Origin of the sequence: Streptomyces sp. NPDC088732, assembly GCF_044751205.1 — a bacterium.
Lineage (GTDB): Bacteria > Actinomycetota > Actinomycetes > Streptomycetales > Streptomycetaceae > Actinacidiphila.
Window position 1 is genome coordinate 1 of the sequence record NZ_JBIVLI010000007.1, and the last position, 19517, is coordinate 19517.

Sequence of the window (19517 nt, forward strand, 5' to 3'; positions counted from 1 at the left end):
GTGGCCCTGGCTTCCGTAGCCGATGACCGCGACCTTGCGGCCCTGGATGATGGACAGGTCGGCATCGTCGTCGTAGAACAGCTCGGCCACTTCGGGTCTCTCCTTGGATCTGGCGGGTTGCCCACACAGTACGTCCGTGGGCGGAGAACTAGTTTTGCGGTCTCGCTATGCGGTCCGGTCGAGGGCACGCAGGGACCGGTCGGTGATCGAACGGGCGCCGCGGCCGATCGCGATCGTGCCGGACTGGACCAGTTCCTTGATGCCGAACGGCTCCAGCATCTTCAGCATGGCCTCCAGCTTGTCGGCGCCGCCGGTGGCCTCGATGGTGACGGCCTCCGGGGAGACGTCAACGGTCTTGGCCCGGAACAGCTGCACGATCTCGACGATCTGGGAGCGCGACTCGTTGTCGGCTCGCACCTTCACCAGGACCAGCTCGCGCTGGACGGCGGAACCGGCCTCCAGCTCGACGATCTTCAGCACATTGACGAGCTTGTTGAGCTGCTTGGTGACCTGCTCCAGCGGGAGCTCGTCGATCACGTTCACCACGATGGTGATGCGGGAGATGTCGGGGTGCTCCGTGGTGCCGACCGCGAGGGAGTCGATGTTGAAGCCGCGGCGGGAGAACAGGGCGGTGATCCGGGCGAGGACACCGGGCTTGTTCTCCACCAGGACGGAGAGCGTGTGCTTGGACATGTCGCGTCGTTCCTCTGCTTCTCTCGGTCCTCAGTCGTCGGCCGCGTCGCCGAAGTCCGGGCGGACGTCGCGGGCGGCCATGATCTCGTCGTTGGAGGTGCCGGCGGCGACCATCGGCCACACCATGGCGTCCTCGTGGACGATGAAGTCGACGACCACGGGGCGGTCGTTGATGGCATTGGCCTTCTCGATGATCTCGTCGAGGTCGGCGGGGTCCTCGCAGCGCAGGCCGACGCAGCCCATGGCCTCGGCCAGCTTCACGAAGTCCGGGACACGGGTGCCGCTGCGCGGGCCCTCGCTGGCGCCGGTGTGGGAGCCGCTGCCGGCGTTGGTCTCGCCGCCGTGCAGGACGGTGTTGGAGTAGCGCTCGTTGTAGAAGAGCGACTGCCACTGGCGGACCATGCCGAGGGCACCGTTGTTGATGACGGCGACCTTGATCGGGATGTTGTTCAGCGCGCAGGTGGTCAGTTCCTGATTGGTCATCTGGAAGCAGCCGTCGCCGTCGATCGCCCACACGGTGGAGCCGGGCATGCCCGCCTTGGCACCCATCGCCGCGGGCACCGCGTAGCCCATGGTCCCGGCGCCGCCGGAGTTGAACCAGGTGTTGGGCCGCTCGAAGGAGATGAACTGCGAGGACCACATCTGGTGCTGGCCGACGCCGGCGGCGAAGAGGGTGCCCTCCGGGGCCAGCTCGCCGATGCGCTGGATGACCTGCTGCGGGGACAGGCTGCCGTCGGCGGGCAGGTCGTAGCCGAGGGGGTAGGTGTCGCGCAGACCGTTGAGCAGCTTCCACCACTCGGTGTAGTCGCCGCGGTGGCCGGCGTCGTGGTCGGCCTGGACCGCGACGATCAGGTCGGCGAGGACCTCGCGGGCGTCACCGACGATCGGCACGTCGGCGACCCGGTTCTTGGAGATCTCGGCCGGGTCGATGTCGGCGTGGACGATCTTGGCGTACGGGGCGAAGGAGTCCAGCTTGCCGGTGACCCGGTCGTCGAAGCGGGCGCCGAGGGCGATGATCAGATCGGCCTTCTGCAGCGCGGCGACGGCGGAGACCGAGCCGTGCATGCCGGGCATGCCGACGTGCTGGGCGTGGCTGTCGGGGAAGGCGCCGAGAGCCATCAGCGTGGTGGTCACCGGGGCGCCGGTCAGCTCGGCCAGGATGCGCAGCTCCGTCGTGGCGCGGGCCTTGAGGACGCCGCCGCCGACGTACAGCACGGGGCGCCGGGCCTCGTTGATCAGCCGGGCGGCCTCGCGGATCTGCTTGGCGTGCGGCTTGGTCACCGGGCGGTAGCCGGGCAGATCGGTGGCCGGCGGCCAGGAGAAGGTGGTCTGCGCCTGGAGGGCGTCCTTGGCGATGTCGACCAGGACCGGGCCGGGGCGGCCGGTGGAGGCGATGTGGAAGGCCTCGGCGATGGTCCGCGGGATCTCGGCGGCATCGGTGACCAGGAAGTTGTGCTTGGTGATCGGCATGGTGATGCCGCAGATGTCCGCCTCCTGGAAGGCGTCGGTGCCGATCGCCTTGGACGCGACCTGGCCGGTGATCGCGACCATGGGGACCGAGTCCATGTGCGCGTCGGCGATCGGGGTGACGAGGTTGGTGGCACCGGGACCGGAGGTGGCCATGCAGACGCCGACCTTGCCGGTGGCCTGCGCGTAGCCGGTGGCGGCGTGTCCGGCGCCCTGCTCGTGGCGGACCAGGACGTGGCGCACCTTCTTGGAGTCCATCAGCGGGTCGTAGGCCGGAAGGATCGCGCCACCCGGGATACCGAACACGGTGTCGGCGCCGACCGCCTCCAGCGAGCGGATGAGGGACTGGGCGCCCGTGACGCGCTCGGCGGTGACGGGCTGCGGCGCGGCGCCGCGGGCCCGCGGCTGCGGGTGGTGGGCCCCGGTGGCCTGCTCGGTCATCTGCTTCTCATCTCTCAGAAGTTTGAGGGTGGAGAGGGTGGTTTGTCTGAATCCCAGGCAACAAAAAACCCCTCGTGCCCAGGGGCAAGCGAGGGGAGCGCGTCGGTGGTTTCCACGAGGCGGGATGCGGCCTCGGGTCAGCCGACGCGCTTTCCAAGTACGAGAATTCGGGTGCGCATGGGACTGACCTTCCTCCTCGGGCCTGCGGGGTGTCAAGCGGGTGGGACGGGCGTCTCAGCATTCGAGAGAATCTCGTCGGTGGTGCAGGTGCCGTGCGCGGGGGTCCTGCCGCCCGCCAGGAGGGCCGTGTCCCCGGGGACGGGGTAGCCGCCGCGGGTCAGCGAGGAGCGCAGCCGGTGCTCGTCCAGAGGCCCCGAGAATGCCATGCCCTGGCCGTGCGTACATCGCATCTCACGCAACGCGAGCACCTGCTCCGGGCGGTCCACCCCCTCGGCCACCGAGCGGATGCCGAGGTCCTCGGCGATGCCCAGCAGCCCCGCGGTGATCTTGCGCAGCCGGGCGGACTCCACAACGCCCTCGGTCAGTCCCCGGTCCAGCTTGAGGACGTCCAGCGGCAGCCGCCGCAGGACGTTCATCGGCGCGTAGCCGGTGCCGAAGCCCTCCAGGGCGATCTTCACCCCGAGGCGGCGCAGCGCGGTCAGCCGGCGCTCCAGCTCGTCGAAGGAGATGCGGGGGTCCTGGTCGGCCAGTTGGAGCAGCAGGGCGCCCGGGGGCAGCTCGTGCTGGGCGAGCAGCGCCTCGATGTCCTTCGTGGGCAGCTCGCGGTGCATCAGCCGGCGCGTGGACAGCCGGACGGCGACGGGGACCGGCAGGCCCGCCGCGTGCCGCAGCGCGGCCTGGCGCACGGCCTCCTCCAGCAGCCAGCGGGCCAGCTGGGAGGTGCGGTCGGTGTCCTCGGCGACCCGCAGGAACTCCGCGGGGGTGAAGAGGATGCCCTGGGCGGAGCGCCAGCGGGCCTGCGCCTCGACCGCGGTGACCTCACCGCTGCACAGGTCGACCACCGGCTGGTGGAGCAGCGCGAACTCGCCGTCGCGCAGCGCCGAGCGCAGGCGTCCGGCCAGTTCGGCACGGCGTACCACCTCGGCCTGCATGGCGGGCGCGTACATCTCCACCCGGCCCTTGCCGGCCTGCTTGGCCCGGTACATCGCCAGGTCGGCGTTGCGCAGCAGCTCGCCGGGGCTGACGCCCGGGTCGGCGAAGGCGACACCGATGCTGGCGGCCACCCGCACCTCCGTGCCGTCCACGCGATAGGGCTCGGAGAGCGCGGCCCGCAGCCGGTCGGCGACCTCGTGCACCTGGTACTCGCGCAGATGGCGGTCGGCGCTGGTGCCGCAGATGAGGGCGGCGAACTCGTCGCCGCCGAGGCGGGCCGCGGTGTCGCCGGCGCGCACGGACTCCTGGAGCCGGCGGGCGGCCTGGATCAGCAGCTCGTCGCCGGCCTGGTGGCCCACGGTGTCGTTGACCGCCTTGAAGCCGTCGAGGTCGATGAAGAGCACCGCGGTGGTGCCGGGTTCGCCGTCCCCGGCGCGGCGGCCGCCGAGGGCCTGCCGGATGCGCTCGGTGAACAGGGCGCGGTTGGGCAGGTCGGTGAGCGGGTCGTGGGAGGCGCTGTGCTGCAGTTGCGCCTGGAGCCGGACGCGCTCGGTGACGTCGCGGCTGTTGAAGATCAGGCCGCCCTGGTAGCGGTTGACGCTGGACTCGACATTGAGCCAGCTTCCGTCCCCGTGGTGGATGCGGCACTCGATGCGGGTGGCGGGCTCCTGCGCGGGATGCGCGGCCAGGAAGCGCCGCACCTCGTGCAGCACCCGCCCGAGGTCGTCGGGATGGATGTGGGAGGCGAACTCGGTGCCGACCATCTCCTCCGCCTCCCTCCCGTACACACCGGTGGCGGCGGGGCTGACGTACCGCAGCACGCCGGTGGGCGAGGCGATCATGATGACGTCGCTGGAGCCCTGCACCAGGGAGCGGAAGTGGTTCTCCTTCTGGGCGAGCTCCTGGGCGAGGGAGATGTTGTCGAGCAGCATGATGCCCTGGCGCACCACCAGGGCGAGGACCACGGTGCAGCCGGCGAACAGCACCACGCGGTCGATCCTGCGGCCGTCGATGGCGTTGTAGAGGATGCCGAGGACGCAGACCGCGGCGGCGAGGTACGGCGTGAGCGCGGCCAGGGAGCCGGTCGCACGGCGCGGCTGGGGGGCGGCCCGCCGCTCGGCGACCCGCTCCCGGTGGCCCACCCAGGGCGCGTAGGCCAGCAGCATGCTGCCCGCGAACCAGCCCGCGTCGAGGATCTGGCCGGAACGGTAGTGCTCGCGCAGCAGGGGCGAGGTGAACAGGGCGTCGCACAGCACCGTCAGGGCGAGCGAGGCGATGGCGGTGTTGACCGCCGCCCGGTTGGCCGAGGAACGCCGGAAGTGCAGCGCCAGCACCATGCTGACGAGCAGGATGTCGAGCAGCGGATACGCCAGCGACAGGGCGATGCACGCGGTGCTCCGCCCGTCCCACAGTGCGGCCTGGGCGAGCGCGAGCGTCCAGGACAGGGTGACCAGCGAGCCGGCGATGAGCCAGGCGTCCAGCCCCAGGCAGACCCAGCCGGACCGGCTGTCCGGGCGCTTGGCCAGCACCAGCAGGCCGATGATCGCGGGCGGGGCGAAGAGCAGGAAGCAGAAGTCGGCGAGCGAGGTGCGCGGCACGTCTTCGCGCAGCACGACCTCGTACCAGCCCCAGATGCCGTTGCCGAGCGCGACCATGGCGGACGACAGGGCGAACAGCACCCAGGCGGGCCGCTTTCGGCGTGACACGGTGCGGATGTACGCCAGGCACGAGACGGTGGCCGCCAGGGCGGCGCCGGAGAGCCCGAAGTCCCCCATCACCACGGCCAGCTCCTCGGAACCCCATCCGAGGGCGGCGCCGATCGCATAGCCGCCGCAGAGCACGGCCACGACGAGCTGCGGCAGGATCGACCGGCCCTCGGGGACCGGGGGTCCCGCGAGAACCGCCCCCTGGGCACTCACGGCGTCGTCCGGGAATGCCGTGAGCGCTCCCGGCGTGGTGTGCCGTGGTCCCGCTTGCGGTGCTCTCTCCATTGGCCGCACATCGCCCGTCGCCCCCCATCAAGTCCTGAGCCGTCCCGCGCCCGTTCGCGGCATTCCACGCCACGCCGGTCGCGTTCCCCCAATCCGGGACGATACACCAGAGCGGTCACTCAGGGACATAGTTCCTCTACACAGCGTGACCGGCAAGCGGTTCCAGGAGCGTTTCCAGTCACCCGGTGCCACAAGGGAGTTAAGGGGCCGTCAGGTCGTGGTCACGATGTTGGCCAGGTTCTCACCCGCCGCGAACCGGCGCAGCTGCTCGCGCAGCAGCAGCCTGGCCCGGGGGAGGAAGGCGGACGTACTGCCGCCGACGTGCGGGCTGATGAGGACACCGGGGGCGTGCCAGAGGGGGTGCCCCGCGGGCAGCGGCTCGGGGTCGGTGACATCGAGTGCCGCGCGCACCCGGCCCGACGTCAGCTCGGCGACCAGGGCACCGGTGTCCACCACGGGCCCGCGCGCGACGTTCACCAGGAGGGCGCCGTCCTTCATCCGGGCCAGGAACGCGGCGTCCACCAGCCCCCGGGTGGCCTCGGTCAGCGGGGTCGACAGGACGACCACGTCGGCGGCGGGCAGCAGCGCGGGCAGGTCCCCCAGGGCGTGCACCGGGCCGCGCGGGGAGCGGCGCGCCAGGCGGGCGACCCGGACGACGTCGCACTCGAAGGGCGCGAGCCGGTCCTCGATCGCGGCGCCGATGGACCCGTACCCGACGATCAGGACGCTCTTGTCGGCCAGGGCGGGGTAGAAGCCGTCGTGCCACTCCTCGGCGTCCTGCCCGCGCACGAAGCGCGGGATGCCGCGCAGGGAGGCCAGGGTGAGCGCCAGGGCCAGTTCCGCGGTGCTCGCCTCGTGGACACCGCGCGCGTTGCACAGGCGCACGCCGGAGGGGAGCTCGGCCAGGTGCGGCAGTACGTGGTCCACGCCGGCGCTGAGCGTCTGCACCACCTGAAGGCCCGTCATCCGCGGGAGCGGACGGCCCGCGACCTCCGCGCCCTTCATGTACGGCACTACGTAGAAGTCCGTCTCCGCCGGGTCGCCGGGGTAGTCCTCGGCGCCGTCCCAGAAAAGGTAGTCGACGGTGTCCGGGAGCCCCCCGATGTCCTCGGCGGGGATCGGCAGCCATGCGGTGGGGCGGTGGTTCCGGGTGATGTCAGCCATGGTCAGGAGGCTATGACACAGTGGGGCGGCGCGAGTGGTCAGCGGAGGTCATCCAGGTGGAGCGCAGGACGGTCGGGGCGGCGGCTCTCGAGGTGGGCGCCGTGGGACTCGGGTGCATGCCGATGAGCTGGGCGTACACCACATCGCAGCAGGACGGGGAAGCGTCCTTGCGGACGGTGCACGCGGCGCTGGACCGGGGGGCGACGCTGCTGGACACCGCCGACATCTACGGCCCGTTCACCAATGAGCTGCTGCTGGGGCGGGTGCTGAAGCAGCGCCGGGACGAGGCGTTCGTCTCCACCAAGTGCGGTCTGCTGGTGGGCGAGCAGCACCTGGTGGCCAACGGGCGGCCCTCCTATGTGCGGCGGGCCTGCGACGCCTCGCTGCGGCGGCTGCAGACGGACGTGATCGACCTCTACCAACTGCACCGGGCCGATCCGGAGGTGCCGGTCGAGGAGACCTGGGGCGCGATGGCGGAACTGGTCACCGCCGGCAAGGTGCGCGCGCTGGGGTGGTGCGCGGTCGGCGCGCGGCCGGCACGCCGCGCCGGGTCGCGGATCTACGACGAGACGCTCGCCCACCTGCGGCGGGTCCAGCAGGTGTTCCCGGTCAGCTGTGTGCAGGCCGAACTGTCGGTGTGGTCGCCCGACGCGCTGGCCGAGCTGCTGCCGTGGTGCACGCAGCGCGGTGTCGGCTTCATGGCGGCGATGCCGCTGGGCAACGGTTTCCTGACGGGCACGCTCACCCCGGGCCAGGGCTTCGAGCGCGACGACACGCGGGCACGGCACCCGCGGTTCACCGCCGAGATGATGGCCGCCAACCAGCCGATCGTGGCGGGACTGCGCCGGGTCGCCGAGGCGCGCGGCGCGACGCCTGCGCAGGTGGCGCTGGCGTGGGTGCTCGCCCAGGGACCGCAGGTGGTGCCGGTGCCGGGGACCAAGCGGGAGCGGTGGGCGGCCGAGAACGCCGGTGCCGCCGAACTCGCGCTGACCGCCGAGGACTTCACCGAGATAGCCGGCCTGCCGCCGGCCCGCGGCTCCTGGGACTGACCGCGCCGCCCCCTTGTCCCGGTTTTCCCGCCGCGGCGGGAACCGGCAACGGCCGGGCGGTGTAGAGACAGATGTGATGTGCTTGAAGTCCGTGCCGCAGGACCGCCGGGAGGGAAGCGTGGGACGCCGTGCCGCCGTTGTCACCGCCGTGCTGGCCGCTGCCGCACTGCTGACCGCGGGATGCTCCTCCGGGGACGCGCTGACGGCCTCCGCGACCTCCGCCCCCGCCTCCTCCTCCTCCGGTGCCGCCCCGGCCTCGCCGCCCGGCGGCGGCTCGACGGTCCCCGCCGCGCCCGCGAAGGGCTCGGTGAAGGTCGTCGGCACCGTCGCGACCGGGCTGAACACCCCGTGGGGCGTGGCGGTCCTGCAGGACGGCGGGCTGCTGGTCGCCTCGCGCGACACCGGCAGGATCGTCCGGGTGGACCCGGCCACCGGCCGCACGACCGAGGCCGGCACGGTGCCCGGGGTCTCCTCGGGCGGCGAGGGCGGCCTCCTCGGGCTGGCGGTCTCCCCCGGCTTCGCGACCGACCACCTGGTGTACGCGTACTTCACCACCGACTCCGACAACCGCATCGCCCGCATGCTCTACGACCCGGCCAAACCGGCCGGCGAGCAGCTCGGCGCCCCCGACACCATCGTGCGCGGCATTCCGCACGGCGCCATCCACAACGGCGGCCGGATCGCCTTCGGCCCGGACGGCATGCTGTACGCGGGCACCGGCGAGAGCGGCGACCGCGGCCTGGCCCAGGACAAGAAGTCCCTCGGCGGCAAGATCCTGCGCATGACGCCCGACGGCGAACCCGTGCACGGCAATCCCGAGGCGGACTCCCTCGTCTACTCCTACGGCCACCGCAACGTGCAGGGCCTCACCTGGGACGCCGAGGGGCGGCTGTGGGCCTCGGAGTTCGGCCAGGACACCTGGGACGAGGTCAACCTCATCGAGCCCGGCAAGAACTACGGCTGGCCCGTCGTCGAGGGGCTGGCCCACCGCGCGGGCTACGCCGACCCGATCGCCACCTGGCACACCGACGACGCCTCCCCCAGCGGCATCGCCTACGCCAAGGGCTCCTTGTGGATGGCCTCGCTGCGCGGCGCCCGGCTGTGGCGCATCCCGCTGGCGGGCACGAAGGCCGCGGCGCCGCCGCAGGCCTTCCTCGTCGGCACCTACGGGCGGCTGCGCACGGTCGTGGCCGAAGCCGACGGCGACCTGCTGCTGACGACGAGCAACACCGACGGCCGGGGGGATCCCCGCAAGGGCGACGACCGCATACTGCGGCTGAAGGTCGGCTGACGACGACACCCCGGGGGTGCGATGTTCGACGCGCTGCGGGAGCTGTTCGCGCCGGAACGCCGACCCGGGCCACGACCCGATCGACCCCGCCTCCAGCGCCGCGGTGATCCGCACGCCCGAACCGGACTCCCGGGCCACGGAGGAACGCCAACGCGCGACCTAGGCAGGCACGTCCGGGAAGAGACGCAGTCGGTGCGCGAGCGCGGCGGCTTCGCCGCGGCCGGAGACGCCGAGTTTGGCCAGGATGTTGGAGACGTGCACGCTCGCGGTCTTGGGCGAGATGAACAGCTCCTCGGCGATGCGGCGGTTGGTCCAGCCCGCGGCGACGCGGCGGAGCACCTCACGCTCGCGCGTGGTGAGGCCGAACGGCTCGGGCTCCTCCTCGGCCGGGGCCTCCGCGGCGTCGAGCGACAGGCGGCCGCGGCGGGCGAGCAGTTCCACGGCCTCGGTCAGGGACGCCGCGCCCAGGGCGGCCGACGCGTCACGGGCCTGCCGGAGCAGGGCGGCCGCGCGGTCGCGGGCCTCAGGACCGCCCCGGGCGAGCAGTGCCTCGGCGTGCCGCAGTCGTACCTGGGCCAGCGGGTGCGGGCGGTCCAGGGCCCCGAACGCCTCCTCCGCGGCCGCCCAGGGCGCGGGCTCCGTGCCGCCTTCCGCACGCGCCAGTTCGGCGTCGACCAGCAGGGCGTAGGCCGCCCACACCGGGGCGAGGCGGGGCAGCCGCCGCGCGGCGGCGCGGATGAGGGCGAGCGTGTCGGCCCGGTCGGCGTCGGCGCCGGGCAGGCCCAGCGCGTCGGCCTCCAGCGCGGCGGCGGTGTGCAGCAGCGGCCAGGCGTACCGGTGGACGGCGGGCGGCAACCCGGCGGCGAGTGCGGCGCGCACCCCGGCGCGGGCTTCGAGGAAGCGTCCGTGTCCGGCCGCGGCGGCCACCGCCAAGTGGCGCAGCGGCACGGTGTTCTGCGGCTGGTGTTCCTCGGCGCCCAGGTGCTCGCGGGCGGCGGCGACCTCGGCCTCGGCCGCCGCGTGGTCGCCGCGCAGCACGGCGACATGGGCCAGCAGCGTCGCCGCCCAGCCGAGGTAGAGGGCGTGTTCCGAGGTGTCGCGGCCGTGGGTGGCGAGAGCCGCCGCCTCGTCCCAGCGGCCGAGCGCGAGCAGGGACTCGGCCTCGTTGGCGGCGGCGAAGGCAGCGCCGTCGCGCAGCCCGTGGCACAGGGCGTTCTCGACGCCCCGGCGTGCGGTGGCCACGGCCTCCTCCGAGCGGCCCACCGCCTCCAGGGCGGCCGCGAGGTTGGCGTCCGCGTTGACCACGAGGCCGGCGTGCCGGCCGGAGTCGGCGGCCTGTTCGCGGGCCGCGGCGAGCTCGCGGAGGCCGCCGTCCACGTCGCCGCAGGCGCCGAGCAGGACGCCGAGGGTGATGCGGGCGCGGATCTCGGTCTCCTCCGCCCCGACGAGCCGGGCCAGTTCGACGGCGCGCTCGGCGGTGCCGACGCTCTCCGGCCCCGGATTGTGCAGCATGCCCCAGCCGGCGGCGCTCTCCAGCACGTCGGCGTGGACAGGTGACGGCGGCAGGCCCTCGACGAGCTTCTCGGCGCGGGATATCTCCGCCCACCCGTCGCCGCGCCCCATCGCCACCATCAGCCGCGACCGCTGAATCCAGAACCAGGCGGCGCGCAGCGGGTCGTCGTCGCGTTCGAGCAGCCGCAGGGCGCGTTTGGTGACGTCGTACGCCCCTTCGCGGTCGGCGCTGAGCCGGGCGGCGACGGCGGTCTCGGCGAGCAGGTCGAGATAGCGCAGGGGTGTGCTGCCGGGGTCGCAGCCGCAGGGCGGGTAGACCTCGACGTAGTCCATCGGCCGCAGTGCCGCCCGGACGTCCCGCGGGGCGTCGTCCCAGAGCTCCAGGGCGCGTTCGAGCAGGCCGTGCTGCTCGGCGTAGGCGTGCCGGCGCCGCGCGGCGACCGAGGCGCGCAGCACGGCGGGCAGCGCGCGGGTCGGATCGTGCGCGTGGTACCAGTGACTCGCCAGCCGGGCGGGCAGTTCGTCGGCCGGGACGAGGGCGGGTTCGGCCTCCAGCGCCTCGGCGTAGCGGCGGTTGAGGCGGCTGCGCTCCCCCGGCAGCAGGTCGTCGCCGACGGCCTCGCGGACCAGCGCGTGCCGGAAGCGGTAGCCGTCGCCGTCCTCGGTCGGCAGGAGGATCTTGGCCCCGACGGCGGCCCGCAGTGCCTCCAGGAGTTCGTCCTCGCCGAGCCCGGCGACGGCGGCGAGCAGCCGGTACTCGACGGCGGAGCCGCCTTCGGCGACGACGCGGGCGACCCGCTGCGCGGTCTCGGGCAGCGTCTCGACCCGCACCAGCAGCAGGTCGCGCAGGCTGTCGCTGAGTCCGGTACGGCAGCCCTGCGTGATGCTGCAGGCGAGTTCCTCGACGAAGAAGGGGTTGCCGTCGGAGCGGGCGAAGACCCGCTCGACCAGCGAGGGCGTGGGCTCCGCGGCGAGGATGCCGGCGACCTGGGCGCGCACCTCGGCCTGGCTGAAGCGGGACAGCTCGACGCGCTCCACGGTGCGCATCCGGTCGAGTTCGGCGAGGAAGGGCCGCAGCGGGTGGCGGCGGTGGATGTCGTCGGAGCGGTACGTGGCCAGCACGACCAGCCGTCCGCGGGACGCCGACCGCAGCAGGTAGGAGAGGAGTTCGCGGGTGGAGCGGTCCGCCCAGTGCAGGTCCTCCAGGGCGACGACGAGGGTGCGGTCCTCGGAGAGCCGCTCCAGCAGGCGCGCGGTGAGCTCGAACAGCCGGGCCCGGCCGTCCTCGTCGTGCCGGTCCTGCGGCGCGTCGGGGCCGCCGGGCAGCCCGATCCCGGGCAGCAGACGGGCGAGTTCGCCCTCGCGGCCCGTGGCGGCGGCGGTCAGTTCGTCGCCCAGTTGCCGGTGCAGGGAGCGCAGGATCGTGGCGACAGGGGCGAACGGCAGGCCGTCCGCGCCGATCTCGACGCAGCCGCCGACGGCGGTCACCGTGCCGGGACCGCGGGCCGCGGTCAGGAACTCCTCCACCAGCCGGGTCTTGCCGACCCCCGCCTCGCCGCCGATGACCAGCGCCTGCGGCTCGCCCGCGTGGGCGCGGGCGAGCGCGGAGGCGAGCCGGGTCAGTTCGCGGGCTCGGCCCACGAACACCGGGCTGACGGACTGGTTCTGCACGGTCCCGAGCATCGCACGGGGGTCCGACAGCGCGGTACCGGTTTGCGCCGGCACCGTGACGGTCATCCGGTCGCGCCCAGCCGGCGCGGTCGCCGGCCGCGCCGGGCGGCCCTGGCGGGCCGGGCCTCCCCGTCGTCGGGTGCGGCCTCGGTGCCGCCGCGGCGCGCGGCCCGGCGAACGGCGGCGGTCTCGCGCGCGGCCTGCCGCACGGCGCGCGCCAGGCGGAACTCCTCGGCCTCGCGCAGCAGTTCCTCGGTGCGGGCCCGGCCGAGCATTTCGTGCAGGTACATCGCCGACTCCTTGGGGACGGGGCGGATGGTCGACCGGCTTCGTTCTCCGGTGACTTCAGCCTCGCCCCCAAGGCGGGGGCGCCGCATCGGGCAACCTCCCAGGGTTCGGCGGCCGGGATGCCTTAGGCGGCCCCGGCGGGTGCCCAGGGTCAGCCGCCGGCTCCGGCGGGCGCGGCAGGCGTGGCGGGCACGGTGGGCAGGGAGGCGAACAGGTCGAAGTACATCCCGACCGCGATGAGCAGGCCCAGGGCACCGAGCACCAACCCGCCCCAGGCGAGGGCGCGCGCCCACGGGGCGGAGTCCCGCACGGCGAGCAGCACGATGCCGGTGACGATGAGCGCCACCAGCGCGAAGGCCCCGTTGATCGCGGCCACGGTGTGCCAGGGCGCGGCGTATATCTGGTTGATCTGCTCCGCGGGGCTCGCGGAGGAGGCGCCGATCTGCCCGACGAGTTCACGGCGGGCGGACAGGACGGTGCCCATCCAGGTGCCGGTCAGGGAGGCCAGGCCGAGGGCGGCGCCCACGACGGCCGCGGCGCCCGGGGCGACCGCGGCGGAGCGGCCGGCGGGGGTGTCCCCGTCGCCCTCGTCCTCGGCGAACTCGTCGTCCGCGTCGGTGTTCTCGACGGGCTCTGCCTTCTCGGCCTGCTCCGTACTGGTGCTGGTGCTGGTCTCGGTCTGCGCGCTGTTCTTGGCGGCGGCGTCCGTCGTGGCGCCGTCGGACACGGTCTCCACGGCGTCGGTGGTCGTGCCGGCTGCCGCGTCCGCGGTCTTGATGGTCTCCATGAGCGGCAACCGTAGGGTCAAATTCTGAGAACTTCCTGAGAATCCGCGCTTTCGGGCCCCCCGGAGCCGTCGCAGGTGCCTCGGGGACCCTCGATGCAGATCTTCGGCAGGCGCCGGTCCAGCCGTTCCGGCAGCCACCAGTTCCACCGCCCCAGCAGGTGCATCAACGCCGGGACCAGCAGCGTTCGCAGGACGAAGGCGTCCAGGGCCACGGCGGCGGCCAGTCCGATGCCGAACATCGCGATCACCCGGTCGCCGCTGAGGACGAAGGCCAGGAAGACGGAGACCATGATGACCGCCGCGGAGTTGATCACGCGGCTGGTCTCGGTCAGGCCGACCCGGACGGCCCGCCGGTTGTCGTGCGTCTCCCGCCACTCCTCGTACATCCGGCTCACCAGGAAGACCTGGTAGTCCATCGAGAGCCCGAAGAGCACCGAGACCATGATCACCGGGAGGAAGGGCTCGATCGGCCCGGCGGCCCCGAGGCCCAGCAGCTCGCTGCCCCAGCCCCATTGGAAGATCGCCACCACGATCCCGAAGGAGGAGGCGACCGCGGCGATGTTCATGACCGCCGCCTTGAGCGGGATGCCGATGCTGCGGAACGCCAGCAGCAGGAGCACGCAGCCGAGGCCGACGACCGAGCCGACGAACAGCGGGAGTTTGCCGACGATCACCGAGGCGAAGTCCGCGTAGCCGGCGGTGACGCCGCCGACGTACACCTGGAGCGAGGTGCCCTCGGTGGCCTCGGGGACGACGTCCCGGCGCAGGTGGGTGACGAGCCGGTCGGTCGCCTGGTCCTGCGGGGAGGTGGTCGGGACGACGTCCAGGACGTTCAGGCCGTTGCCGTGCTGCGCGGACTCCATGTGAACCGCGGCGACGCCCTCAGTGCGTTGGAGTACGTCGGTGAGCCGGTCCAGGGCCGCCCGGTCGGCCGCGTCGCCGGACTTGGCGACCAGTTGCAGCGGCCCGTTGAAGCCGGGCCCGAAGCCGTCCGACAGCATGTCGTACGCCTGCCGGGTGGAGGTCCCCGTGGCGTCGTTGCCCTGGTCCGAGGCGCCCAGGTGCAGGGACAGGGTGGGCACGGCCAGGAGCAGCATCACGGCGGCGGCGACCGTCGCGAGGATCCGCGGGTGCCGCTCGACGAAGGCGGACCAGCGCGCGGCGAGCCCGGTGGGCAGTTCCGGTGCGGGACCGTGCTCGGCGAGCCGGCGGCGCTCCCGGCGGCTGAGCGCCCTCATGCCGATCACGCCGAGCAGGGACGGCAGCAGCGTCACCGAGGCGGCGACGGTGAGCATCACGGTGAGGGACGCGGCGACGGCGACGCCGTTGAGGAAGGACAGCCGCAGGATCAGCATGCCGAGCAGCGCCACGCACACGGTGCCGCCCGCGAAGACCACGGCCCGCCCGGTCGTGGCGACCGCCTTCTCCGCGGCCTCGCGCACCGGCAGTCCCTGCTTGAGGCCTCTGCGGTGCCGGGTGACGATGAACAGCGCGTAGTCGATGCCCACGCCGAGCCCGACGAGCAGGCCGAGCATCGGCGCGAAGTCGGCCACCCGCAGCAGGTGGCTGAGCAGTTCGACGGCCATGTACGCGGTGCCCACGCTCACCAGCGCGGTGACGATCGGCAGGAACATCGCGAAGAGCGAGCCGAACGCCAGCAGCAGGACCACGGCCGCGACGGCGACGCCCACGACCTCGCTCATGTGGCCGCCGCCGCCCTCGGTGAGCGCGATGGCACTGCCGCCGAGCGCGACCGCGGTGTCGGCGTCGGCGGCCGCCCGCGCGGTGTCGACGACCTTCTGCACCTCGCCCGCATGCAGTTCCTCCGACGGCCGGTCGAACATCACCATGGCGTAGGCGGTGTGGCCGTCCCGGCTGATCTGGCCGGCGCCCTCGGCGCCGTACGGGCCGGTGACCGAGGCGACGCCGGGGAGCGCCGCGACCTCCTCCAGGGCCCCGGTCAGCCGCTCCTTGACGGGCGCGGCGCTGACGGTGCCCCGGTCGGTGTGCCAGACGATCGTGTCGCTGTCGCCGGAGGAGCCCGGGAAGGCCTCCTTGAGCAGGGCGGTCGCCGTGCTGGAGTCCGTGCCCTTGATGTCGTAGTCGTTGGAGTACGCGGAGCCGGCCACCAGGGCCGCCGAGGACAGGCCGACGAGGGCGGCCAGCCAGAGGACGACGACGAGGAGTCGGCGGTCGAGGCACCACCGGGCCAGTGCAGCCATACGCGCTCCTGCTCTTCCCTGGAGGTTGCGTGGATCTTTACGGGAGGAGAAGGCCCCGCGAAGAACACCACGTTCGTCTTCGACTGAACCAGGAAGAGGAGATCGTTGGCCGTTTTCGTGCCTCGAATCACATGGCCCCAGGGGAATTTATCGCGGCCTTATCTCCGGCGGACCCGTGACAAAGCCGAAGGGGCGGGCCCCCGTCAACGGGAGCCCGCCCCTTCCTGCGTCGCCGCGCCGGCCGTACCGGCCGCGCCGGGATCAGCCCTGCACGCCGAGCTTCTCCAGGACCAGTTCGCGCACGCGCTTGGCGTCCGCCTGGCCGCGGGTGATCTTCATGACGGCGCCGATGAGCGCGCCGGCCGCGGCCAGGTTGCCGCCGCGGATCTTGTCGGCGACCGCCGCGTTGGCCGCGATGGCCTCGTCGACGGCCGCGCCGAGCGCGCCCTCGTCCGAGACGACCTTCAGGCCGCGCTTGTCGACGACCTCGTCCGGCCCGCCCTCGCCGGCCAGCACGCCCTCGATGACCTGGCGGGCCAGCTTGTCGTTGAGCGAGCCCTCGGCCACCAGCGCCGACACCCGGGCCACCTGGGCCGGGGTGATCGGCAGGGCGGACAGCTCCACGCCGTCCTCGTTGGAGCGGCGGGCCAGTTCGCCCATCCACCACTTGCGGGCGGAGGCCGCGTCGGCCCCGGCCTCGATGGTGGCGACGATCGGGTCGATCGCGCCCGCGTTGAGCACCGACTGCATCTCGTGGTCCGAGATGCCCCAGTCCTCCTGGAGGCGCATCCGGCGCACGCGCGGCAGCTCGGGCAGGCCCGCCCGCAGCTCCTCGACCCACTCCCGGGCCGGCGCCACGGGGACGAGGTCGGGCTCCGGGAAGTACCGGTAGTCCTCCGCCTCCTCCTTGATGCGGCCGGAGGTGGTGGAGCCGGTGTCCTCGTGGAAGTGCCGGGTCTCCTGGACGATCGTGCCGCCCGAGGAGAGCACCGCCGCATGCCGCTGGACCTCGAAGCGCACGGCCCGCTCGACGCTGCGCAGCGAGTTGACGTTCTTGGTCTCGCTGCGGGTGCCGAACTTCTCCCGGCCGATGGGGCGCAGCGACAGGTTCACGTCGCAGCGCATCTGGCCCATCTCCATCCGGGCCTCGGAGACGCCCAGCGCCTTGATCAGCTCGCGCAGCTCGGTGACGTACGCCTTGGCGACCTCGGGCGCGCGCTCGCCGGCGCCCTCGATCGGCTTGGTGACGATCTCGATCAGCGGGATGCCGGCCCGGTTGTAGTCCAGCAGCGAGTGCGAGGCGCCGTGGATGCGGCCGGTGGCACCGCCCACGTGGGTGGACTTGCCGGTGTCCTCCTCCATGTGGGCGCGCTCGATCTCCACGCGGAAGACCTCGCCGTCCTCCAACTGCACGTCGAGGTAGCCGTTGAAGGCGATCGGCTCGTCGTACTGGGAGGTCTGGAAGTTCTTCGGCATGTCCGGGTAGAAGTAGTTCTTCCGGGCGAAGCGGCACCACTCGGCGATCTCGCAGTTGAGCGCGAGACCGATCTTGATGGCGGACTCGACGCCGGTCGCGTTGACGGCCGGAAGCGCGCCGGGCATGCCCAGGCACACCGGGCACACCTGGCTGTTCGGCTCGGCGCCCAGGGTGGTCGAGCAGCCGCAGAACATCTTCGTCTTGGTGCCGAGCTCGACGTGGACCTCCAGGCCCATCACCGGGTCGTAGGACGCGAGCGCGTCCTCGTAGGACACCAGGTCCGTGACGGTCACAGTCTTGATACCTCTCAGTTCCCCGTCAGGATGACAGCACGTCGTCGTCGCCGAGCCGCCGCAGCTGGCGGACCAGCAGGGCGACGCCGGTCGCGATCGCCGCGGCGCTGACGACCGCGTCGATCAGCAGCAGCGTGTCGCTCTCGGCGCGGCTCTTCTTCAGCTGCCGTGCGACGCTCACCGCACCGAAGAGCGTGGTGCCGATGGACAGGTAGGTGCCGGACTTGCTCTTCTTGAAGCCCTTGGCCTTCTCGAGCTTGCTCACAGGATCGGTGCCTCCTCCAGCAGCGGGTGCCCCCAGCGTGCGGTGAAGGCCGCCTCGACGGCCGCACCGACACGGTAGAGCCGGTCGTCGGCCATCGCCGGGGCGATGATCTGCAGCCCGACCGGGAGCCCGTCCTCGGAGGCGAGGCCGCAGGGCACGGACATGGCGGAGTTGCCCGCCAGGTTGGCCGGGATGGTGCACAGGTCGGCGAGGTACATCGCCATGGGGTCGTCCACGCGCTCCCCGATCGGGAAGGCGGTGGTCGGGGTCGTCGGCGAGATCACCACGTCGACCTGCCCGAAGGCGCGCTCGAAGTCCCGCGTGATCAGGGTGCGGACCTTCTGGGCGCTGCCGTAGTACGCGTCGTAGTAGCCGGAGCTGAGCGCGTACGTGCCGAGCATGATGCGGCGCTTGACCTCGGGGCCGAAGCCGGCCTCGCGGGTGAGGGCGGTGACGTCCTCGGCGCTGCGGGTGCCGTCGTCGCCGACGCGCAGGCCGTAGCGCAGGCCGTCGAAGCGGGCCAGGTTGGACGAGGCCTCGGACGGCGCGATCAGGTAGTACGCGGCGAGCGCGTACTGGAACGACGGGCAGGACAGCTCCACGACCTCGGCGCCGAGCTCGCGCAGCAGCTCGACCGACTCGGTGAACCGCTCCATGACGCCGGCCTGGTAGCCCTCGCCCGCGAACTCCTTGACGACGCCGATCCGCATGCCCTTGACGTCGGCCTGGCGCGCGGCCTCGACGACCGGCGGCACGGGCGCGTCGATGGAGGTGGAGTCCATCGGGTCGTGGCCCGCGATGACCTCGTGCAGCAGCGCCGCGTCCAGGACCGTGCGGGCGCAGGGGCCGCCCTGGTCCAGGGAGGAGCTGAAGGCCACCATGCCGTAGCGGGAGACTCCGCCGTACGTCGGCTTGACGCCGACGGTGCCGGTGACGGCGGCCGGCTGGCGGATGGAGCCGCCGGTGTCGGTGCCGATGGCCAGCGGGGCCTGGAAGGAGGCCAGGGCGGCCGACGAACCGCCGCCGGAGCCGCCGGGGATGCGGGTGAGGTCCCACGGGTTGCCGGTCGGGCCGTAGGCGCTGTTCTCGGTGGAGGACCCCATGGCGAACTCGTCCATGTTGGTCTTGCCGAGGATGACGATGCCGGCCTGCTTGAGGCGGGCGGTCAGCGTCGCGTCGTACGGCGGGATCCAGCCTTCGAGGATCTTGGAGCCGACGGTCGTCGGGATGCCCTTGGTGGTGAAGATGTCCTTCAGGGCCAGCGGGACGCCCGCGAGGGGGCCCAGCTTCTCGCCCGCGGCGCGCTTGTCGTCGACGGCCTTCGCCGCCTTCAGGGCGCCCTCGGTGTCCACGTGCAGGAAGGCGTGCACCTTCTCGTCGACCGCGGCGATGCGGTCCAGGTGGGCCTTGGCGACCTCGACGGCGGAGGTCTCGCCGGAGGCGACGGCGGCCGCGGTCTGCGCGGCGGTGAGCCTGGTCAGTTCGCTCATCGTGATCAGTCCTCCCCCAGGATCTGCGGCACCTTGAAGCGCTGCTGCTCCTGTGCGGGGGCGCCGGACAGCGCCTCCGCCGGGGTCAGGCTGGGCCGGACCTCGTCAGGGCGCATGACATTGGTCAGCGGCAGCGGGTGGGAGGTCGGCGGTACGTCCTCGCCGGCCACCTCGGCGACGCGGGCGACCGCGCCGATGATGGCGTCGAGCTGTCCGGCGAAGTGGTCGAGCTCTTCGTCCTTCAGCTCAAGACGCGACAGCCGTCCGAGGTGGGCGACCTCCTCGCGCGTGATGCCTGGCATG

At 72.8% G+C, this 19517-nt stretch carries 14 protein-coding genes; 2 read left to right on the forward strand and 12 right to left on the reverse strand.

All coding sequences use genetic code 11. From position 1 onward, the window contains the following. Positions 1–165 precede the first annotated feature (165 nt). The 4 genes from ilvN to ACIP9H_RS14140 all read right to left on the reverse strand — a co-directional run bounded on the left by ilvN (position 166) and on the right by ACIP9H_RS14140 (position 6869). Positions 166–693 (reverse strand): acetolactate synthase small subunit, encoded by a 528-nt coding sequence (ilvN, locus tag ACIP9H_RS14125; protein WP_401580098.1) that lies wholly within the window; start codon positions 691–693, stop codon positions 166–168. Between the two features lie 30 nt (positions 694–723). After that, complete coding sequence (locus ACIP9H_RS14130) at positions 724–2601, reverse strand: acetolactate synthase large subunit (protein WP_401580100.1); 1878 nt, start codon at positions 2599–2601, stop codon at positions 724–726. A 212-nt stretch (positions 2602–2813) separates the two neighbouring features. Beyond that, the gene (locus ACIP9H_RS14135) at positions 2814–5633 is read right to left on the reverse strand and encodes an EAL domain-containing protein (protein ID WP_401580102.1); all 2820 of its coding nucleotides are present in this window, start codon (positions 5631–5633) and stop codon (positions 2814–2816) included. 282 nt (positions 5634–5915) lie between these two features. After that, complete coding sequence (locus tag ACIP9H_RS14140) at positions 5916–6869, reverse strand: 2-hydroxyacid dehydrogenase (RefSeq protein WP_401580104.1); 954 nt, start codon at positions 6867–6869, stop codon at positions 5916–5918. 56 nt (positions 6870–6925) lie between these two features. On the opposite strand from ACIP9H_RS14140, the gene ACIP9H_RS14145 reads away from it, so the two are divergent. Together ACIP9H_RS14145 and ACIP9H_RS14150 are read left to right on the forward strand one after the other, a co-directional pair. Next, positions 6926–7918 carry an aldo/keto reductase gene (locus ACIP9H_RS14145; RefSeq protein ID WP_401581078.1) on the forward strand — a complete coding sequence of 331 codons (993 nt, stop codon included), beginning with the start codon at positions 6926–6928 and terminating at the stop codon, positions 7916–7918. A gap of 118 nt (positions 7919–8036) precedes the next feature. Further along, positions 8037–9209: a PQQ-dependent sugar dehydrogenase gene (locus tag ACIP9H_RS14150; RefSeq protein ID WP_401959213.1), complete on the forward strand. Its 1173-nt coding sequence runs from the start codon at positions 8037–8039 to the stop codon at positions 9207–9209. Positions 9210–9368: 159 nt separating this feature from the next. Here the strand turns inward: ACIP9H_RS14150 and ACIP9H_RS14155 are convergent, their stop codons facing one another. The 8 genes from ACIP9H_RS14155 to gatC all read right to left on the reverse strand — a co-directional run bounded on the left by ACIP9H_RS14155 (position 9369) and on the right by gatC (position 19516). Beyond that, on the reverse strand, positions 9369–12404 hold the full coding sequence (locus ACIP9H_RS14155; protein WP_401581080.1) for an AAA family ATPase: 3036 nt from the start codon (positions 12402–12404) through the stop codon (positions 9369–9371). A gap of 50 nt (positions 12405–12454) precedes the next feature. Then, positions 12455–12682 (reverse strand): hypothetical protein, encoded by a 228-nt coding sequence (locus ACIP9H_RS14160; RefSeq protein ID WP_401580108.1) that lies wholly within the window; start codon positions 12680–12682, stop codon positions 12455–12457. A gap of 149 nt (positions 12683–12831) precedes the next feature. Beyond that, positions 12832–13467: a hypothetical protein gene (locus tag ACIP9H_RS14165; protein ID WP_401580110.1), complete on the reverse strand. Its 636-nt coding sequence runs from the start codon at positions 13465–13467 to the stop codon at positions 12832–12834. A gap of 17 nt (positions 13468–13484) precedes the next feature. Beyond that, positions 13485–15689 carry an MMPL family transporter gene (locus tag ACIP9H_RS14170; RefSeq protein ID WP_401580112.1) on the reverse strand — a complete coding sequence of 735 codons (2205 nt, stop codon included), beginning with the start codon at positions 15687–15689 and terminating at the stop codon, positions 13485–13487. Between the two features lie 261 nt (positions 15690–15950). Then, on the reverse strand, positions 15951–17459 hold the full coding sequence (gene gatB, locus ACIP9H_RS14175; RefSeq protein WP_401580114.1) for an Asp-tRNA(Asn)/Glu-tRNA(Gln) amidotransferase subunit GatB: 1509 nt from the start codon (positions 17457–17459) through the stop codon (positions 15951–15953). 25 nt (positions 17460–17484) lie between these two features. Beyond that, a complete protein-coding gene (locus ACIP9H_RS14180; protein ID WP_401580116.1) occupies positions 17485–17724 on the reverse strand; it encodes a hypothetical protein in 240 nt (79 codons plus the stop codon). Next, entirely contained in the window at positions 17721–19214 is a 1494-nt protein-coding gene (gene gatA, locus ACIP9H_RS14185) for an Asp-tRNA(Asn)/Glu-tRNA(Gln) amidotransferase subunit GatA (RefSeq protein ID WP_401580118.1), read from the reverse strand. The genes ACIP9H_RS14180 and gatA overlap by 4 nt, the downstream gene beginning before the upstream one ends. A gap of 5 nt (positions 19215–19219) precedes the next feature. After that, on the reverse strand, positions 19220–19516 hold the full coding sequence (gatC, locus tag ACIP9H_RS14190; RefSeq protein WP_319659825.1) for an Asp-tRNA(Asn)/Glu-tRNA(Gln) amidotransferase subunit GatC: 297 nt from the start codon (positions 19514–19516) through the stop codon (positions 19220–19222). Position 19517: the final 1 nt, after the last annotated feature.